At 49.1% G+C, this 15,673-nt stretch carries 15 protein-coding genes; 6 read left to right on the plus strand and 9 right to left on the minus strand.

Features of this window, described 5'->3' with window-relative positions; genetic code table 11:
- Positions 1-60 precede the first annotated feature (60 nt).
- The gene (locus KB213_RS06580) at positions 61-390 is read left to right on the plus strand and encodes an FtsB family cell division protein (protein WP_211681426.1); all 330 of its coding nucleotides are present in this window, start codon (positions 61-63) and stop codon (positions 388-390) included.
- Positions 391-452: 62 nt separating this feature from the next.
- Here KB213_RS06580 and rpmG read toward each other — a convergent pair whose 3' ends face one another.
- Positions 453-620, minus strand: a complete 168-nt coding sequence (gene rpmG / locus KB213_RS06585; protein WP_084366875.1) for a 50S ribosomal protein L33 — start codon at positions 618-620, stop codon at positions 453-455.
- 257 nt (positions 621-877) lie between these two features.
- Between rpmG and lexA the strand changes: the two genes are divergently transcribed.
- A complete protein-coding gene (lexA, locus tag KB213_RS06590) occupies positions 878-1,585 on the plus strand; it encodes a transcriptional repressor LexA (protein ID WP_211681429.1) in 708 nt (235 codons plus the stop codon).
- A gap of 49 nt (positions 1,586-1,634) precedes the next feature.
- Here the strand turns inward: lexA and KB213_RS06595 are convergent, their stop codons facing one another.
- The 4 genes from KB213_RS06595 to KB213_RS06610 form a co-directional block, all read right to left on the minus strand.
- On the minus strand, positions 1,635-2,207 hold the full coding sequence (locus KB213_RS06595) for a hypothetical protein (protein WP_211681430.1): 573 nt from the start codon (positions 2,205-2,207) through the stop codon (positions 1,635-1,637).
- A 99-nt stretch (positions 2,208-2,306) separates the two neighbouring features.
- Positions 2,307-2,885 carry a CDP-diacylglycerol--glycerol-3-phosphate 3-phosphatidyltransferase gene (gene pgsA, locus KB213_RS06600; protein WP_211681432.1) on the minus strand — a complete coding sequence of 193 codons (579 nt, stop codon included), beginning with the start codon at positions 2,883-2,885 and terminating at the stop codon, positions 2,307-2,309.
- A gap of 90 nt (positions 2,886-2,975) precedes the next feature.
- A complete protein-coding gene (uvrC, locus tag KB213_RS06605) occupies positions 2,976-4,889 on the minus strand; it encodes an excinuclease ABC subunit UvrC (protein ID WP_211681694.1) in 1,914 nt (637 codons plus the stop codon).
- 287 nt (positions 4,890-5,176) lie between these two features.
- Entirely contained in the window at positions 5,177-6,193 is a 1,017-nt protein-coding gene (locus KB213_RS06610) for a dipeptidase (protein ID WP_211681434.1), read from the minus strand.
- Between the two features lie 88 nt (positions 6,194-6,281).
- Here KB213_RS06610 and KB213_RS06615 point away from each other — a divergent pair, with 88 nt between their 5' ends.
- Entirely contained in the window at positions 6,282-7,082 is an 801-nt protein-coding gene (locus KB213_RS06615; RefSeq protein ID WP_211681436.1) for an exodeoxyribonuclease III, read from the plus strand.
- Between the two features lie 9 nt (positions 7,083-7,091).
- Here the strand turns inward: KB213_RS06615 and KB213_RS06620 are convergent, their stop codons facing one another.
- On the minus strand, positions 7,092-7,817 hold the full coding sequence (locus KB213_RS06620) for a response regulator transcription factor (RefSeq protein WP_211681438.1): 726 nt from the start codon (positions 7,815-7,817) through the stop codon (positions 7,092-7,094).
- A gap of 156 nt (positions 7,818-7,973) precedes the next feature.
- On the opposite strand from KB213_RS06620, the gene KB213_RS06625 reads away from it, so the two are divergent.
- Positions 7,974-8,492 carry a L,D-transpeptidase family protein gene (locus KB213_RS06625; protein WP_211681440.1) on the plus strand — a complete coding sequence of 173 codons (519 nt, stop codon included), beginning with the start codon at positions 7,974-7,976 and terminating at the stop codon, positions 8,490-8,492.
- Here the strand turns inward: KB213_RS06625 and KB213_RS06630 are convergent.
- A complete protein-coding gene (locus KB213_RS06630; RefSeq protein ID WP_211681442.1) occupies positions 8,474-10,300 on the minus strand; it encodes a cation:proton antiporter in 1,827 nt (608 codons plus the stop codon). The genes KB213_RS06625 and KB213_RS06630 overlap by 19 nt on opposite strands.
- Positions 10,301-10,402: 102 nt before the next feature.
- On the opposite strand from KB213_RS06630, the gene KB213_RS06635 reads away from it, so the two are divergent.
- Positions 10,403-10,900, plus strand: coding sequence for a GNAT family N-acetyltransferase (locus KB213_RS06635; RefSeq protein WP_211681444.1), 498 nt, complete (start codon positions 10,403-10,405; stop codon positions 10,898-10,900).
- Here the strand turns inward: KB213_RS06635 and KB213_RS06640 are convergent.
- Positions 10,860-12,176 carry an RsmB/NOP family class I SAM-dependent RNA methyltransferase gene (locus KB213_RS06640; protein ID WP_211681446.1) on the minus strand — a complete coding sequence of 439 codons (1,317 nt, stop codon included), beginning with the start codon at positions 12,174-12,176 and terminating at the stop codon, positions 10,860-10,862. The genes KB213_RS06635 and KB213_RS06640 overlap by 41 nt on opposite strands.
- 57 nt (positions 12,177-12,233) lie before the next feature.
- On the minus strand, positions 12,234-13,715 hold the full coding sequence (gene guaB / locus KB213_RS06645; protein WP_211681448.1) for an IMP dehydrogenase: 1,482 nt from the start codon (positions 13,713-13,715) through the stop codon (positions 12,234-12,236).
- A gap of 241 nt (positions 13,716-13,956) precedes the next feature.
- Here guaB and KB213_RS06650 point away from each other — a divergent pair, with 241 nt between their 5' ends.
- Complete coding sequence (locus KB213_RS06650; protein WP_211681450.1) at positions 13,957-15,660, plus strand: tyrosine-type recombinase/integrase; 1,704 nt, start codon at positions 13,957-13,959, stop codon at positions 15,658-15,660.
- Positions 15,661-15,673 lie beyond the last annotated feature (13 nt).

Here is a 15,673-nt window from a genome sequence, read left to right on the forward strand (position 1 = left end):
GCATAAGGTCGATTTGTTATAGTCTACGCATTAAGCGTAGCGACGAGCGAGGGTGATCGGGTGCAGGCGGTAAAGATATTGCGTAGAGGCTTTAAGGCTATTGCGGCCCCTACCCTCTTTATTGGGCTTACTGCCTATTTTGGGTGGAATGCGTTACACGGCGATCATGGCATTCGTGCGTATCAAGAACAAACCCAACTCAAGCAAGAAGCGCTTTTGGCGGAGCAAAACGCACAGGCAGAGCAACTCATGTGGCGACGGCGGGTCGCTGCTTTAAAAGAGCATGCTCTTGATGCGGATATGTTGGATGAGCGTTCTCGTGCGATGCTTAATTTAACACGGAATGGCGATATTGTTATTCCGTATGGACCAAATGATAAATTGTTCTAGGCGTGTGCTCACAAAAAAAGCGGCTCTTCTGAGCCGCTTTTTTTGTGGATTCGAAAATCAGATTACTTGATTTTCGCTTCACGGAACGTCACGTGCTTACGGACTACTGGGTCGTACTTGCGCACTTCCATCTTGCCGGTTGCAGAACGAGCGTTCTTCTTGGTTACGTAGAAGTATCCCGTTTCTGCGGAAGAGACGAGACGAATTTGAATGACGTTAGTCTTTGCCATGTTACCCTCGGACAAAAGCCGCTTTTAGTGTCGCCCGCCGAAAGTGGAACGACGATTCAGCAGAATTCCGCGCAACATGCGTATTTTGGACCTGAAGGTCAAGAGTTTCCTGCGATATATTCCCAAAAAAGAGGTTTCTAATTTTATCAGAGCTTCCGGATGCGAGCTTGTCTTTCAAGGCTTGCGGTGGGGTATTTGAGAACTTATGATGAACGTTAAGTCGTTTTTTTTGTTATACCCTTCGGAACGCTTTCAAGATGCTTACGCCAAAACAGTACCAACTTCTTTTGTATATTGATAAGCATCTGAAGCAGACAGGGTATTCTCCATCCTTTGATGAGATGAAGGATGCTCTTTCGCTACGTTCCAAGTCGGGTATTCATCGTTTAATTTCTGCTTTGGAAGACCGAGGCTTCCTCAAACGGCACCATCATCGTGCGCGCGCTCTTGAGGTGCTGCGAGTGCCAATGCTTGAGGGGGTTCCATTAGGGGCACCGTTAGAGGTGGAGAAAAAAGCGTCGAACACGAATGTGCTGCAAGGCGTTTTTTCTGAGCCGCAGCGTGCTCATGAGTTGCCTGCTATGGTAGCATTGCCTGTGTTAGGGCGTATTGCGGCGGGCCTGCCTATGGAAGCTATTGAACATGCTGATCATAGTGTTGATGTGCCGCTTTCTATGCTCTCTTCGGGCAAGCACTATGCTCTCATTGTTTCCGGTGATTCTATGATTGATGCAGGTATCCATGATGGGGATACGGCTATTATTCAAGAATGTCGGTCTGTTGAGAACGGCCAAATAGCGGTAGCGCTCGTTGACAATCAAGAGGTGACGTTAAAAACATTTCGCCGCTACGGCCGCTCTGTGGCGTTGGAGCCTGCGAATTCAGCATATGATGTACAAATTTTTTCAGAAGAGCGTGTGTGCATACAAGGGCGTCTTAAGACAATAGTACGTCACTATTCTTAAGGAAGGGATGCTCCATAGGGGTGCACATTGTGAACCCCTATGGTTGTTTTTATCGTGTAGAATCTTTGATGGTGCGCGTAGAGCCATCGCTATTAATGATGGTACTGGTGCCATTCCCGTTTGGAATGGTGATGCTTCGGCTAGAACTATGTTTTAAATAGTTTTTTGCAGCATCAGGCACGCTGGTGGGAAGAACAGGTAAGTGGCTCTGATCAGCGGAGACGCCGTCATGAATGGATGCATTTTCGCCGATAGACAAAGAGCTCCCAGATTTAATTTGGGTGCCTAATGAGTGGTCCGATGGTAACGTTGCAGCATTGAAGCTGTCGTCACCTAGATATGTTTTGGGATTTGCTAACGTACGGTTGAAGTTGCTATTGGGGTTGGCCGCATCTTGTAGGGTTGGTAGTGGGCGCGGTGCTGCTGGCCAGATGTTGCCCACGGTTGGTAAAAGTGCTGGAGGCGTAACGCTTTCACCGCGAACCCTTAATAGGTTTTCGCTATTTCCTTGAGGCTGATTGGGGTTGTAGCCCGGCCAAAAAAGAGTGTCGTGAAAATACTTTCCCAATCCTGAGCAGCCACTCAGGACAAGAGGGACTGCTAATAAAGCAGCTCTACGCATGTTCTACTCCCAAGCAGTACATCATCTTTGTTAGCGCGTTGCTCGAGGAATTTCTATATCTCACGCGAGCTTAATGTAAAGAATACGCAACTGACCCAATTATATGGGTTTTTTTTGCATATGTGTAAATGCCGCCTTAGCGTATCCGTATCCGCTTAATACCGTTGGTATGATTGAAAGCCATAACAGGGTGCCACCAATGCCGCTGGCATTGAGGTTCTGTAAACCAATAAGTCTGGCGGTATCATTGCCGGCAAGAAGGAAGCCTATTGAGACCATTTGTATGCCGGTTTTCCATTTAGCGAGGCGCGTTGAAGGAAGTTTTCCACCTTTGCTGGCAACATATTCGCGCAAGCCGCTAACGGTAATCTCACGGAGAAGGATTATGATTGCGGCGAAGAGGGAATAACACGGCAGTGCATTAATGCCCGCGAGAGCGAGTAAAAGCGCTCCAACAAGCAATTTATCCGCAATAGGGTCCATCATGCGACCAAGCTCTGAATGCTGTTGCCAACGCCGAGCGAGCGCACCATCAAGATAATCGGTAATACACGCAAGGGTATAAACGATTAAGGCCGCAAGGTGACCAACTGCCGTGTTGAGCATAAGCAACGCAACAAGGGCAGGAATGGAGGCAATACGCAAAAGCGTGAGGACGTTTGGCAGATCTGTCAGCATCAGAAGGTAAGTGTAGAGAAAATTTTCAGCGGATGATACGCGATAACTGCGACAACCATGTGAAATTTTATACTATTTTTCTGTACAGCCTTAGAAAGCTTCTGGGTGGAAATGCGCATGAACCGTCTCTGCTGTAACGCGATTGATACCCGGAACGGATAAGAGCGCTTCAAGGCTGGCCTGCCGTACGTCACGTGCGGAGCCAAAGTGATGCAAAAGAATTTTTTTGCGTGCGGGGCCCACTCCTGGGATGTCATCCAGAGATGAAGACGTAAGCTTTTTAGAGCGTCCGCTCCTATGTGTTGTAATAGCAAAGCGGTGGGCTTCATCACGTAGGCGTTGCAGATAATAGAGCACTGGGTCACGCTCTGGGAGTTGGAATGGAGGTTTGTGGGACGTAAAAAACCATTCACGCCCAGCATTGCGGTCTACACCTTTAGCGATTCCTACGATGGGAATATCGGTTACGCCGAGTTCCGTAAGAATACGCTGCACCGCGTTAAACTGTCCCTGCCCGCCATCAATCAATAAGAGGTCTGGCTTATCCGTAATGGAAGCAGGTTGAGTTTCTGAAGGGGTTCGCTTGAAGCGGCGTTCCATAACTTCGCGCATCATGCCGAAGTCATCTCCGGGGGCTATATCGCTTCGAATTGAGTATTTGCGGTAGGCACGTTTCTCAAACCCATCAGGCCCACCGACGACCATCACACCATACGGCGCCTGCCCCATGATGTGTGAGTTATCGTATGTTTCGATGCGCTGCGGGACGGTTGGCAAGTCAAAAGCTTTAGCGACGCCTTCAAGGAGCTGACGTTGTCCGGTGCTTTCTGCTAATTTGCGTTCGAGTGCTTCACGTGCATTTAGGATGGCGTGATCTAGAATATCTTTCTTCTGTCCGCGCTGAGGTAAAGTAATCTGAATTTTTTTCGTGCTTTTTGATGATAGTGCGGCTGCTAAAAGATCTTGTTCTTCCAAAGGTTCATTAATGAGAAGTGAGGGTGGCGGGGGTTTGTTATCGTAGAATTGCAGTAAAAAAGCACTGAGTACGGCAGATGGCGTTTCGTCTGCATCATGTGATGGGTAAAATGCTCTATTGCCGTTATTGCGCCCTCCACGGATGAAAAAGACTTGAATGCAGCTGCGTCCTGCTGCCTGCCAAAGTGCGATAACATCAGTATCAGGTAATGCGGTAGGGTTGATGACATCTGAATGTTGAGTGCCGGTGAAACCACGAATGCGGTCTCTTAATGAAGCGGCACGTTCAAACTCAAGATTAGCTGAAGCTTCTTCCATCTCTCTAATGAGTTTGTCGTGCAGTTCTGTATTTTTCCCAGATAAAAATAATTTGGCTTGCTCTAATAGGTCAGCATAATTTTCTTTAGAGATACGGTCGACGCATGGCGCTGAGCAGCGTTTGATTTGATGTAAAAGGCATGGGCGTGTTCGGCTAGAGAGAATGGCGTCTGAGCATGAACGTAGAAGGAAATTTCTTTGCAGGACGTTTAATGTTTGGTTGACCGCCCAAGCGGAAGCAAATGGTCCCCAATAGCTGGCTCCTTTGATGGGCTTTCCGCGTTGTTTGGTTACTTGTGCGAAGGGGTGCCCTTCTGTGAGGACAAGCCAAGGCAGGCTCTTATCGTCACGCAGTAAGATATTGAAGCGAGGCTTCATGCGTTTGATATAATTTGCTTCGAGTAAAAGCGCGTCTGCTTCACTGGAAGTAATCACAATTTCCATGCTGTGCGTCAGAGATACCATGCGGCGCAAGCGCTCTGGTAACTGTTGTAGGCGTAGATAAGAGGATACGCGGTTTTTAAGATTTAATGCTTTGCCGACATAGAGCACCTCCCCTTTGTCGCCCAGCATACGATAGACGCCAGGGTTATGCGGGATTGTCCTTAATGCAGCGCGGATAGCATCGGCCCCAATTGGTGAAGGCGTGACGGAAGTTGCCTGTTCGGTGCTTTTCTGGATGGGGGAAGAAGATGCTGATGTGTCATTCATGATGGGGTTATAGTCATCCACTGATCCTGTGGACAAGTCTGTGGGTTGAGGTGTGACAGAATCATGAAGGCCTTGATCTTCCAGACTTGCTTTCAGATTGCCTATTTTTTAGGCATAAAGCATAAGTTATTGAAAATAAAGGTGTTTTGTTTTCGTTCTCTTTCTCTGTGCTCTAGAGGGCTTTCATATGAATTAAATTTACATCTGCACCAGAATGGTCGTGGACAAATGGTTTTGTTTGTGGCAAGAGACGCCGATTTTTATCGACGCCCTCGCAAAAATGGACCTTATTTCACAGGGTGTTTTGCATATGTTTCAGCGCTCTGAAGCACCCTAAGCATGTTGCCTCCCCAAACAGCGTTAAGCTCATCGTTTACGAAACCAGCTTTTACGAGTGCTTGGGTCACGTTATGCGTTTTAGAAGCGTCCTCCCATCCTTGTATGCCGCCTCCCCCATCAAAGTCAGATGATATTCCGACGTGCCGGACGCCGATCTTATCCGCAACATAACGAACATGCTGCACAAGATCATTGAGTGTACCGCCACCACCTTTGCGTAAGAAACTGCTCATGGCTGTGATTTGTATAACGCCGCCCGTATCCCGCAGACGTAAAAGTTGTTCGTCATCAAGGTTGCGAGGGTGGTCACATAATGCGCGAGCGCATGAATGGCTGGCAACAATTGGAGTTTTAGAAATTTCTGTTGCTTGCATCATCGTTGAGCGCGCCGCATGGGATACATCAATCACAACACCATGATCGTTCATGGCTGAGATTGCTTGACGTCCGAGCGGAGATAGGCCGCCATGACGGGTCGGTAAATCACCTAAATCAGCGCGTGCGATGGCCGCATCAGCCAGAGCATTATGCCCATTATGGGTTAGGGTAATATACCGAACGCCAAAATTATTTACGAAAAAACCAACATTTTCAGGGTTTTCGCCGAGAGCATAACCATTCTCGATGACTGGGACGACGGCAAGGGCACCTTCTTTTTTGGCTTGAATAATACTGTCTGCCGTACGGCAGATACGTAGAGGAGTGGATGGGCTTGCTTGTTGTGGGAGGGATGTGATTACGGACAGCATGTCCTGGGCACGCTGAAAGGCTTCAGCGTGCCCTGTATCGCTCAGTGGGCCTTGGGGGATATAGGCAGCAAGACATACACTGTGCAGGCCACCTTGGCGCGCCTTATGGTAGTCCACTTTGCGCGTTGTTTCAGGGTTCATCATATCGCCCTGATCTGGCCAAGGAATGTCGATATGCGTATCGAAGGTGAGAAATGGGCTGATTGCTGCTGTCATAAGACCTTAGTGTGGGGATTGTTGCCATTTCTGCAAGAGGGTGATCAGTTCTCGTCATACATATTATAGTGAAAAGGCCATTGCGCACATGCGTCTGATTACCTGGAATATTAATTCATTACGTCTTCGCTTGCCCTTGCTGCAAAGGCTGACGCATGACGAGCAGCCAGACGTGATCTGCCTGCAAGAAACGAAAGTGCCAGACCCTTTGTTCCCCGCGGAGCAATTGCGGGAGATGGGATGGAAGCATCATGTGTATTGGGGAATGAAGGGCTATAATGGCGTTGCTATTCTCTCACGCTATCCGTTAGAGGCAGTACAATCCGCGCCCGACTGGTGTGGGCGTAGTGACAGCCGGCACGTCGCGGCATGGGTTCATCTGCCAGCCGGTCGTGTATTGGTGCATAATTTTTATGTTCCCGCAGGTGGTGACGTACCTGATGCGGTGGAGAACGAGAAATTTGCGCATAAGCTTGCATTTTTAGAAGAGGCTCGTGCTTTTTTTGCGCAGAGGTCTTTTAAAAATAGTATCTTGGTTGGAGATCTTAATATTGCACCATGTGAGCATGATGTGTGGAGCCACAAGCAGCTTTTAAAAATTGTTAGCCATACGCCTGTTGAGGTGGAAGCTTTGAATGCTTGGCACAATACTGGGTTCGTTGATGCAATGCGCCATCTCATTCCAGAACCAGAAAAGCTTTATACATGGTGGTCTTATCGCAACCGGGATTGGAAAAAATCTAATCGTGGGCGGCGTCTTGACCATGTTTGGGTTAGCCCAGATCTTTTGCCGGGTGTGACGGCCTGTCGCGTTTTAAAAGATGCTCGTGATTGGGAAGGTCCATCTGACCACGTACCAGTCGTGATGGACCTTGCAGTGCCCGTTTAAGGCGTTGTTTTATGCGGCCCCATTGCCGGTGATACGGGCAGTGGGGTCAAGGCGATAACCACCGTTTTCGGTCAAAAGAATAGATGCTTTTGCTGGATTGATCTCAATTTTTTGGCGCAAACGATAGATATGCGTTTCTAGCGTATGTGTTGTAACGGCTGCGTTATAGCCCCAGACTTCATTGAGCAGAAGTTGACGCGAAACAGCGCGTTGGCCTGCACGATAAAGGTATTTGAGGATTGCAGCTTCTTTTTCTGTCAAACGGATGCGGCGGTTGCGCGCTGTTTCGATCAGAAGCTTCGCAGAAGGGCGAAAAGCGTAGGGACCAATTTCAAAAATAGCGTCTTCACTATTTTCGAAAATACGCAGCTGAGCACGAAGACGTGCAAGAAGTTCAGCAACGCGAAATGGCTTTGCAACGTAGTCATTGGCGCCGGCATCCAACCCGCGGACGACGTCGCTTTCGGCATCAGAGCCGGTCAGCATAATAATCGGCATTGTGACGCCTTTACGGCGTAACTCAGCGCAAAAATCACGGCCATCCCCATCTGGGAGGGTGATATCAAGAAGCATCGCGTCAAAACGTGCGCCGGGAGCTTCGAGAAGTTCACGAGCAGATTTGAGATCTGCGGCCTCTACGGGTTCAAGTTCGCCGCCGTGTTTCAGTTGTTCTGTTAATAAGCGGCGGAGCGTATCATCATCGTCAATAACGAGAATGGGGCGGGAAGATGTCATGATAGCCTGTCTTCGTCCTATTTTGATCGGGTATCCTGTCCCGTCCGAAAGTTGCGTCATTACCGACAAAGGCCGTGGCGCTACTTGTGCAAAAGAGTCAAGACACATCCTCGTGCATCGACTATGGCAATTTTGCTTCAGAAAGGGAATATCCAGATGATTAAAGCAAATTTGATCTTTCGAGATGGTGAACCTTTTGTACAGGCAGGTGGCCTGTACTATCGCGCCCGGATAGGTGGCGGGGGAATACGGCAAAATAAGGTCGAAGGGGATCAAGCAACGCCTGTTGGGACACTTTTATTACGAAAAATATTTTACCGTGCAGATCGAGTGCAGCGTCCGCAATCGGGTGCAGGTCTATTAATAGAGCCACTTTCTCCCCGGGATGGTTGGTGTGACGATGCCAATCATTCGGACTATAATCGGCAGGTTCTTTTACCCCATGAAGCCTCGTGTGAGACGCTTTGGCGTACTGACCATGCGTACGACATTTGTGTGGTGCTGGGGTGGAATGACCAGCCCCCAGTCCCAGGAAAAGGCTCTGCAATTTTTTTACACCTTCCTCCAACCAAAGGTTATACGGAAGGGTGCATAGCTTTAGAGGAAGCTGGTTTAAGGGAACTTCTGGCCCAAGGACTGGTTTCTATAACGGTGCCTCAACCTTCAATGGGTTGAGGTTCTGGCGGGGTCATGAAAACGAGCAGATCCCCTTCGACGGGTGTTGCGGGGGTCTGATCTTCAGCAGATAAAATGAAGATGCCAGTTTTACGGCGAATAAACATAAGGTCGAGCCGGTTTTCTCGTTTACCAAATGTTTCGCTCTCCTCTTCTGTGGCGGGCTGTGCGGAAAACCGCCAGCCTTGCCCGAAGAGTGATTCAAAGAGCATGAAGTTCCACGCGGGCTCCCCTAGGACTTTGCCGCGGGCGTCTCGTGATAGGCCATGATACAAGTCTAGGCGGGCGACGCCAGGGCTGATTTGGAAGACACGTTCACGTCCCAATGCAGGAGCAAGATGCCCACAAATCATGCCATTATAGATACCGTCAGCTGTCGTGCTGATGAGATAATCTGCTGGACGTTCTTCGAGGGCTTCTTGTCCGTGGCGGGATAAGAGCTCAGCCCGTAAAACCGATATTTTTTGACGTGCTGCCGGCATAAGGGCGTTAGCACGACTATCGACCATCAAAATGGGTACAGAGGCTGCTTTTAAGGTTGCTGCGAGGTTTATGGACCATGCGCTGGCCCCCACGATGGCAAGAGCAGGTTCGCTGGAAAAAGACAGTTTCATGCTACGCGCTAAGGGGCGTAAGGAGAAACCGTGTAAAAGCATGGTGACAGCAATGACGCCAAAGACGGCGGGCATAATCAAGTCTGCTGAGTGATATCCTGAATCGTGCAGGCGAATCCCGGATGCGCCGGCAACTGCGGCCGCAACAATACCTCGGGGAGCGATCCAGCCGACAAAAACACGCTCACGCCATGTCATGTCGGACCCTAGAGTGGCTAAGAAGATACCAAGTGGCCGTACCGCAAAAAGAACAACGAAGGTGAGCGCCATAATGGGTATGGAAAGATGAGCGAGTGCACCACGCTGTAAGTCTGCGGTGAGCAGGATAAAGAGGACCGAGACAACGAGCACGACCAGAGACTCTTTATTGCGTCTCAGCTCTGCTATGCCGGGAATATGAAGGTTGGTCAGGGCCATACCAAACACGGTGACGGCAATTAACCCAGCTCCTTCCATTTCTGTATTGCAGGCTGAGAAGATGACGAGTGCAAGGCTAAGCAGTGCAGGCATCTTCAAGATTTCAGGCATAAGATCGCGTACAAAGAGCGTACGGATCATATAAGCTGGTGCAATACCTGCAGCGATCGAAAGGGCCGTAGCAGATAAGAGGTCCGGTAAGGTGTGGGTGAAGAAAACGCTTGTATGCACATCAACATGCAGCATGAGGAGTTGCAAAACGACGGCAGCCAGAATGGCTCCAAGGGGGTCATTAACGATCGCTTCCCACCGGAGGAAAGCGGCAAGTCTTGGTTTAAGTTTGGCACTGCGAAGCAATGGAAGAATGACCGTAGGGCCGGTTACAACGATGATTGCCCCAAAAAGCAGCGATGTACCCCATTCAAGATGCGCTACAAAATGAGCTGCGAGTGATCCAAGTACCCAATTAATGGGGAGTGCGACCAGAGTGAGGCGCATGACCCCTTCCCCAGCATCTCTTAACTGCCGGATATCGAGGGCCATCCCCCCCTCAAACACCACAATAGCCACTAGCAATGAAACAAGCGGACGGAAGACCCATCCCATGCTCTCTGATGGGTGCAAAAGGCCGAGGCCGGGACCGACAATCAAGCCGATTGTAAAAAGCAGGACAATGGCTGGTAGGCGGAGCTTCCATGCGACCCATTGCGCTAAAATTCCGGCGCCAAAGGTTAAGGCAATGCCTATGAAAATATCATACGGTAAATTGGGAGGCATAATGGCTGTTGGGTCCGTTCGTTACACGCGATCGCTGTGAACGAATATATCGAAAGAGAAGCGCGTTGCCTAATTATGCGCTTATCTCATAAGGTGAGCCTTATGATTATTCGCCCTGCCCGTTCTTTTGATCGTGACGAAATTTGGCAATGTTTGGCTCCGGTTATACGGAGCGGTGATACTTATGCACTGCCTAAACATTGGTCACAACGCCAAGTTTTGTCGTATTGGATGCAAGAAGAACACCGAGTTTATGTAGCGGAAACAGCCGATCATCATATTGTTGGTACGTTTTATATACGCGCCAATCAGAAAGGTGCCGGGGCACATACGGCGAATGCAGGCTTTGTCGCGCGGCTAGGTTATGGGGCTGGTCGGTTAATGGCGGAGCATGCTTTGACAGAAGCTGCGTCCCTTGGGTATCGGGCGATGCAGTTCAATTTTGTAGTGAGTACCAATGAGCGAGCCATAGAGCTATGGCGTCACCTTGGTTTTGAGGCCGTTGGGCGCGTGCCTGAAGCGTTCGACCACCCCACGCATGGGATGGTCGATGCTCTGATTATGTGGCGTCGTCTTTCTTCTCCGCCACACGTTCCATAACGCATGCGAAGAAGCCATCGGTACCGTCTTGGTGCGGTGTAAGGGCAAAAGATCCGCGCTGACGTAACTTCTCAGGAAGGGTTTCTGGCATTTCCTCTCCTGTAAGGAGGCGGTAATCCGTACGGCGTTTTAAGAAGGCTGCGATTTGTACGGCATTTTCCTGTGCCAAGAGAGAGCATGTTGCATAAATCATGCGTCCACCTGGCTTCACTAGAGAGGCTGCTCGGTCCAGAATCTCGGCCTGTTTAACCAGAAGTTCTTCAATATCCGTTTGTGTCAGGCGCAGGCGTGCATCGGGGTTACGGCGCCATGTGCCGGTACCTGAGCATGGAGCATCGACCAGTACGCGATCAAAGCTGCCGGCACGGCGTTTTGCCCATTTGTCACCGCTAATGAGTAAGTGACGTTCGACATTATGAACGCCAGCACGGCGTAAACGTTTGACGGCACCTTCTAGGCGCTTTTCATGAACATCACAGGCAACAATATGGCCGCGATTATCCATCGTCATTGCAAGAGCGAGCGTCTTTCCGCCGGCACCAGCGCAATAATCAAGCACACGATGCTCAGATTTTGCATCCGCTGCTAGGACGACCAACTGAGAGCCTTCATCTTGAATTTCGACCAGCCCGTCACGGAAGGCTTGTGCTGCCGTAACCGGTTGGCGGCCGTCAAGGCGCATGCCCCAAGGTGATAAAGCTGTGGGTTCGGCTTTTAATGATTCATTGCGAAGGGCTTTAATGGCAGCCTCACGCGTGCCTTTGAGCAGGTTCACGCGCAGATCAAGCGTCGGAGCTTCTAGCAATGCAAGCATTTCTGCTTCGAGGCGGTCCCCAAATGTTTCGAGTAAGATTGGTTCAATCCAATCTGGATACTCTAAGCGTACAGCACGGGGCTGCTTCGGGCTTGAAAGTGAGCGCCCTTCTAGCTTTTTTAAGGCAATATCTTCGCGTGATGTGAGAGGCGATGGTGCGTAACGATCTGTGCCAAACAACGCACGGACATTGTCCATGCTCTCTCCACCCAGAAGCAAACTGGCAGCACTGAGCAGGCGTGGCGAAATCGCGCCGCTGAGATCAGAAAAATGCCAGTGTAGACGACGCCAGCTTCTCAACACATCCCATACGATGGCTGAAATAGCGCGTCGGTCACCGCCGCCGATGTAACGGCGTTCACGGAAAAAAGCATTTGCCGTCGCATCTGCAGGACGGCGGGGGGCGTTCTGGATCGCACAAAGCAGATCAATCGCGCCAGAAAGGCGGGCTGCAGGGGTCATGTCGACCCCCTAACCCGTTTCTGGCGGAATAGCGAGAGGCAGAAGCCTCTCTAACGATTAATCCCGGCGATAATTTGGGGATTCACGTGTGATCGTGACATCATGGACATGGCTTTCGCGCAAACCGGCATTGGTGATGCGGCGGAAGCGTGCCCGTGTCTGAAGGTCTGGAACGGTCGCTGAGCCGGTATAGCCCATGCCCGCTTTAAGGCCACCAACGAGTTGATGTACGACAGGAGCCATCCCTCCCTTGTAAGCAACTTGGCCTTCGATGCCTTCTGGAACCAATTTTAACGTATCGCGCACTTCTGCTTGGAAGTAACGATCTGCGGAGCCACGTGCCATTGCACCCAAAGAGCCCATGCCACGGTAAGCTTTATAAGCACGACCTTGATACAAGAAAGTTTCGCCAGGGCTTTCGTCTGTACCGGCCAGCAAAGAACCGACCATGACAACATCTGCGCCAGCGCCAATCGCCTTCACGATATCGCCAGACGTCCGTAGGCCACCGTCAGCAATGGCAGAGATGCCGTGTTCATGGCAGGCTGCTGCTGTTTCCATAACAGCGGAGAATTGAGGCACGCCAACGCCTGCAACAACACGCGTTGTGCAGATGGAGCCTGGCCCAATGCCGATTTTTACACAGTCTACGCCAGCGGCAATAAGCGCGCGTGCTGCTTCAGGTGTTGCGACGTTACCAGCGATAATTTGAATAGCTGGATCACGGGCCTTTAGTTTTTCCACTGTTTCCAGAACGCCGCGTGAGTGACCATGTGCGGTATCAACAACCAGCACGTCAACGCCAGCAGCTATGAGCGCTTCTGCGCGTTGCAGGCCATCTTGGCCAACGCCGATTGCAGCAGCACAACGGAGGCGGCCTTGGTCATCTTTAATGGCCAAAGGATGCGTAATCGCTTTGTCCATGTCCTTGACGGTGATCAAACCAACGCAGCGCTCAGAATCATCAACAACGAGCAATTTTTCAATGCGGTGACGATGAAGAAGTGCGCGTGCTTCCGCTGGGGCTGCACCATTCTTAACGGTCACAAGGTTTTCATGCGTCATAAGGTCACGGACACGGGTATTGGGGTCCGTATTGAAGCGCATGTCGCGGCTGGTGAGAATGCCAAGCAGGCGCCCGCTGCCCTCTTCTACAACGGGAAGGCCTGAAACGCCGTGGCGCGCTTTCAGTGCTTCAACATCAGAAAACGTTTGATCTGGGCCAACCGTGATGGGGTTTACCACCATGCCAGATTCAAAGCGCTTCACGCGGCGAACCTGCTCGGCCTGCTCTTCGATAGAGAGATTTTTGTGAATAACGCCCATGCCGCCCTGCTGAGCCATAGCAATCGCCATTGCGTCTTCTGTGACGGTATCCATGGCGGAGGACATGAGGGGGATGTTGAGTTCGATTGTACGCGTCAGGCGTGTACGCGTATTGGCTTGCGCTGGCAGAACGGATGATTCGGCTGGTTCAACCAGAACGTCATCATAAGCCAGTGCTTCACGGATACGATCGTGAAGAGAAGAAGTGGTCATGCCCGCATACCCCGTTTTTTCGGGCGCTATTGCGCCGAAGTATTCAGTGCCGGGCGTGCCAAAAGCCGCCTCGGCCGTTGGCGGGTCTTCATAGCCATTTTTGGCAGACACAGGAAGTGTTTTTTTAGCACTTCGTGATTTAATATTTTTGCGAAAATTGGCTGGGAGACCTGGACCCCGAGTATTTTTCGTCTTCTAAGCCATTGTTTTAATTGTCTTTTTATTTTGACCGATTCGGGTTTTGGGCGAGTTTGCTACAAACTTTGCTACAAAAGGTCAATCGAGAATGCTCATAAAACGACCATCTGGCTACACTTTTAGACGTACCATTCCGCTACAGTACCGCGATATTTTAGGACAATCCGAGATATGGTTGGCATTAGGAACATCTCGAAGGGTTGAAGCGAATGCACAAGCAGGAGCATTATATTCACACCTCGAAAACCTGTTTTTACAAATCAAGGGAGGCAAAAAATTGTCTGAAAAGTTCACCTTAAAAAAATATTTATTAGAGCGAGTAAAAGAACACCCGAGCGATTTCGAGGGTGATAATTGGTTGGATGTCGTAAACAAACGTATAAATAGCAGGAGCAAACATTTAGAAGGTGCTCCGCAGAAAATTATTGACCAATTTCTAACAATGATTAACACCCGTCAAACTCATATGACGGAAGAATTAAACAAATTAATTCAAGAACTTAATCAAGCAAAATTAGAAGGAAACAAGGAACGTGAGGCACAGCTAAATCAAAACCTCGCGCTCGCTTTATCTGCCCTTAATAACGCTATGAACACACAAACACAGCCAATAAGCCCCCTGCCCCAACCCGCTCCTATTGTTCAGGCCGAACCGTGCAATTTTTTAGAAATAAGCAAAGAATATATTGAGAAAAGACGCCCTAACATTGGAATAGAAACGATTGAACAGCTTGTTAAGGCTTGCGGATTGTTCGCTAAGTTTATGGACGAACGCCAGAACCTTACGGATTACACACGAAGAGATGCTGTCAAGTTCATTGATTTAATTAGACAATTGCCAAAAACTTATGGGAAGTCATCGAAAGACGCTGGAAAAACACTCGATAAAATTATCGAGGACGCGACCAAGAAAGACCCCGAATACCTTACTATTTCAGAGGATGTAATAAAAAGACACGCCGGAAACGTGGGAAAAGTTTGGGCCTACGCTGTTAGTGTTGGATACATTCAAAAACACGAAAGCAACGATATATGGACAGGCCATATATATGAATCAATAAGAGAAAAAACAACAAAACGAAGACCATACAAACCCCACGAATTACAAGCACTTATGTCAACAAAATGGGGGAGCAGAATAAACGTAAATACGGCTCGGCAAATCATTGCAATTGGTTCATATACAGGTATGAGAGTAGAAGAGATTTGCAGGTTACGACCGAAAGATATTGAAAAAATAGACGATATTTTATGCTTCCATCTTCAAATACACGAAGCCGAAAACGACCAAACATTTTGGGACCCTAAAACAGAAGCAGGAGAGCGAATTATCCCGCTTCACTCATACTTAAAATCAAAACAATTAGGATTTTTAGACAGAGTGAAAAACTGCGAAAAAACAAAAAGAACCTATATTTTTTATGATGTTCCTTATGACAAAAATAGAGAAAAAAAAGGAGCAGGATTCTCTAAAAGATTCAGTGCATTCAAACAAAAATCGGGATTACCTTCTGACATATGTTTCCATAGCTTCAGACATTTAGTTCGTACAAAATTAGGAAACAGAGACGGACTTAATGACAGAAACCTATATCCTACGGAATGGATTGACCAGATTTTGGGACATGAAACGCCGGGAATGGGGGCAAGATATTCACGAGAAGGCACAAACCCAAAAAACTTATTAAAGGTTATCAACACCTTAAAGTATGAAAACTGGGAACCTCATTTAATTTTATGTCGATAAAAAAAAGGGGGCC

The organism is Neokomagataea anthophila (assembly GCF_018122595.1).
Lineage (GTDB): Bacteria > Pseudomonadota > Alphaproteobacteria > Acetobacterales > Acetobacteraceae > Gluconobacter > Gluconobacter anthophilus.

What these genes read in the sequence shown, in the direction of transcription:
- rpmG (WP_084366875.1), bottom strand. Translation starts at nt 620, where the DNA reads ATGGCAAAGACTAACGTCATTCAAATTCGTCTCGTCTCTTCCGCAGAA.
- lexA (WP_211681429.1), top strand. Translation starts at nt 878, where the DNA reads ATGCTTACGCCAAAACAGTACCAACTTCTTTTGTATATTGATAAGCAT.
- KB213_RS06595 (WP_211681430.1), bottom strand. Translation starts at nt 2,207, where the DNA reads ATGCGTAGAGCTGCTTTATTAGCAGTCCCTCTTGTCCTGAGTGGCTGC.
- pgsA (WP_211681432.1), bottom strand. Translation starts at nt 2,885, where the DNA reads ATGCTGACAGATCTGCCAAACGTCCTCACGCTTTTGCGTATTGCCTCC.
- uvrC (WP_211681694.1), bottom strand. Translation starts at nt 4,889, where the DNA reads ATGAATGACACATCAGCATCTTCTTCCCCCATCCAGAAAAGCACCGAA.
- KB213_RS06610 (WP_211681434.1), bottom strand. Translation starts at nt 6,193, where the DNA reads ATGACAGCAGCAATCAGCCCATTTCTCACCTTCGATACGCATATCGAC.
- KB213_RS06615 (WP_211681436.1), top strand. Translation starts at nt 6,282, where the DNA reads ATGCGTCTGATTACCTGGAATATTAATTCATTACGTCTTCGCTTGCCC.
- KB213_RS06620 (WP_211681438.1), bottom strand. Translation starts at nt 7,817, where the DNA reads ATGACATCTTCCCGCCCCATTCTCGTTATTGACGATGATGATACGCTC.
- KB213_RS06625 (WP_211681440.1), top strand. Translation starts at nt 7,974, where the DNA reads ATGATTAAAGCAAATTTGATCTTTCGAGATGGTGAACCTTTTGTACAG.
- KB213_RS06630 (WP_211681442.1), bottom strand. Translation starts at nt 10,300, where the DNA reads ATGCCTCCCAATTTACCGTATGATATTTTCATAGGCATTGCCTTAACC.
- KB213_RS06635 (WP_211681444.1), top strand. Translation starts at nt 10,403, where the DNA reads ATGATTATTCGCCCTGCCCGTTCTTTTGATCGTGACGAAATTTGGCAA.
- KB213_RS06640 (WP_211681446.1), bottom strand. Translation starts at nt 12,176, where the DNA reads ATGACCCCTGCAGCCCGCCTTTCTGGCGCGATTGATCTGCTTTGTGCG.
- guaB (WP_211681448.1), bottom strand. Translation starts at nt 13,715, where the DNA reads ATGACCACTTCTTCTCTTCACGATCGTATCCGTGAAGCACTGGCTTAT.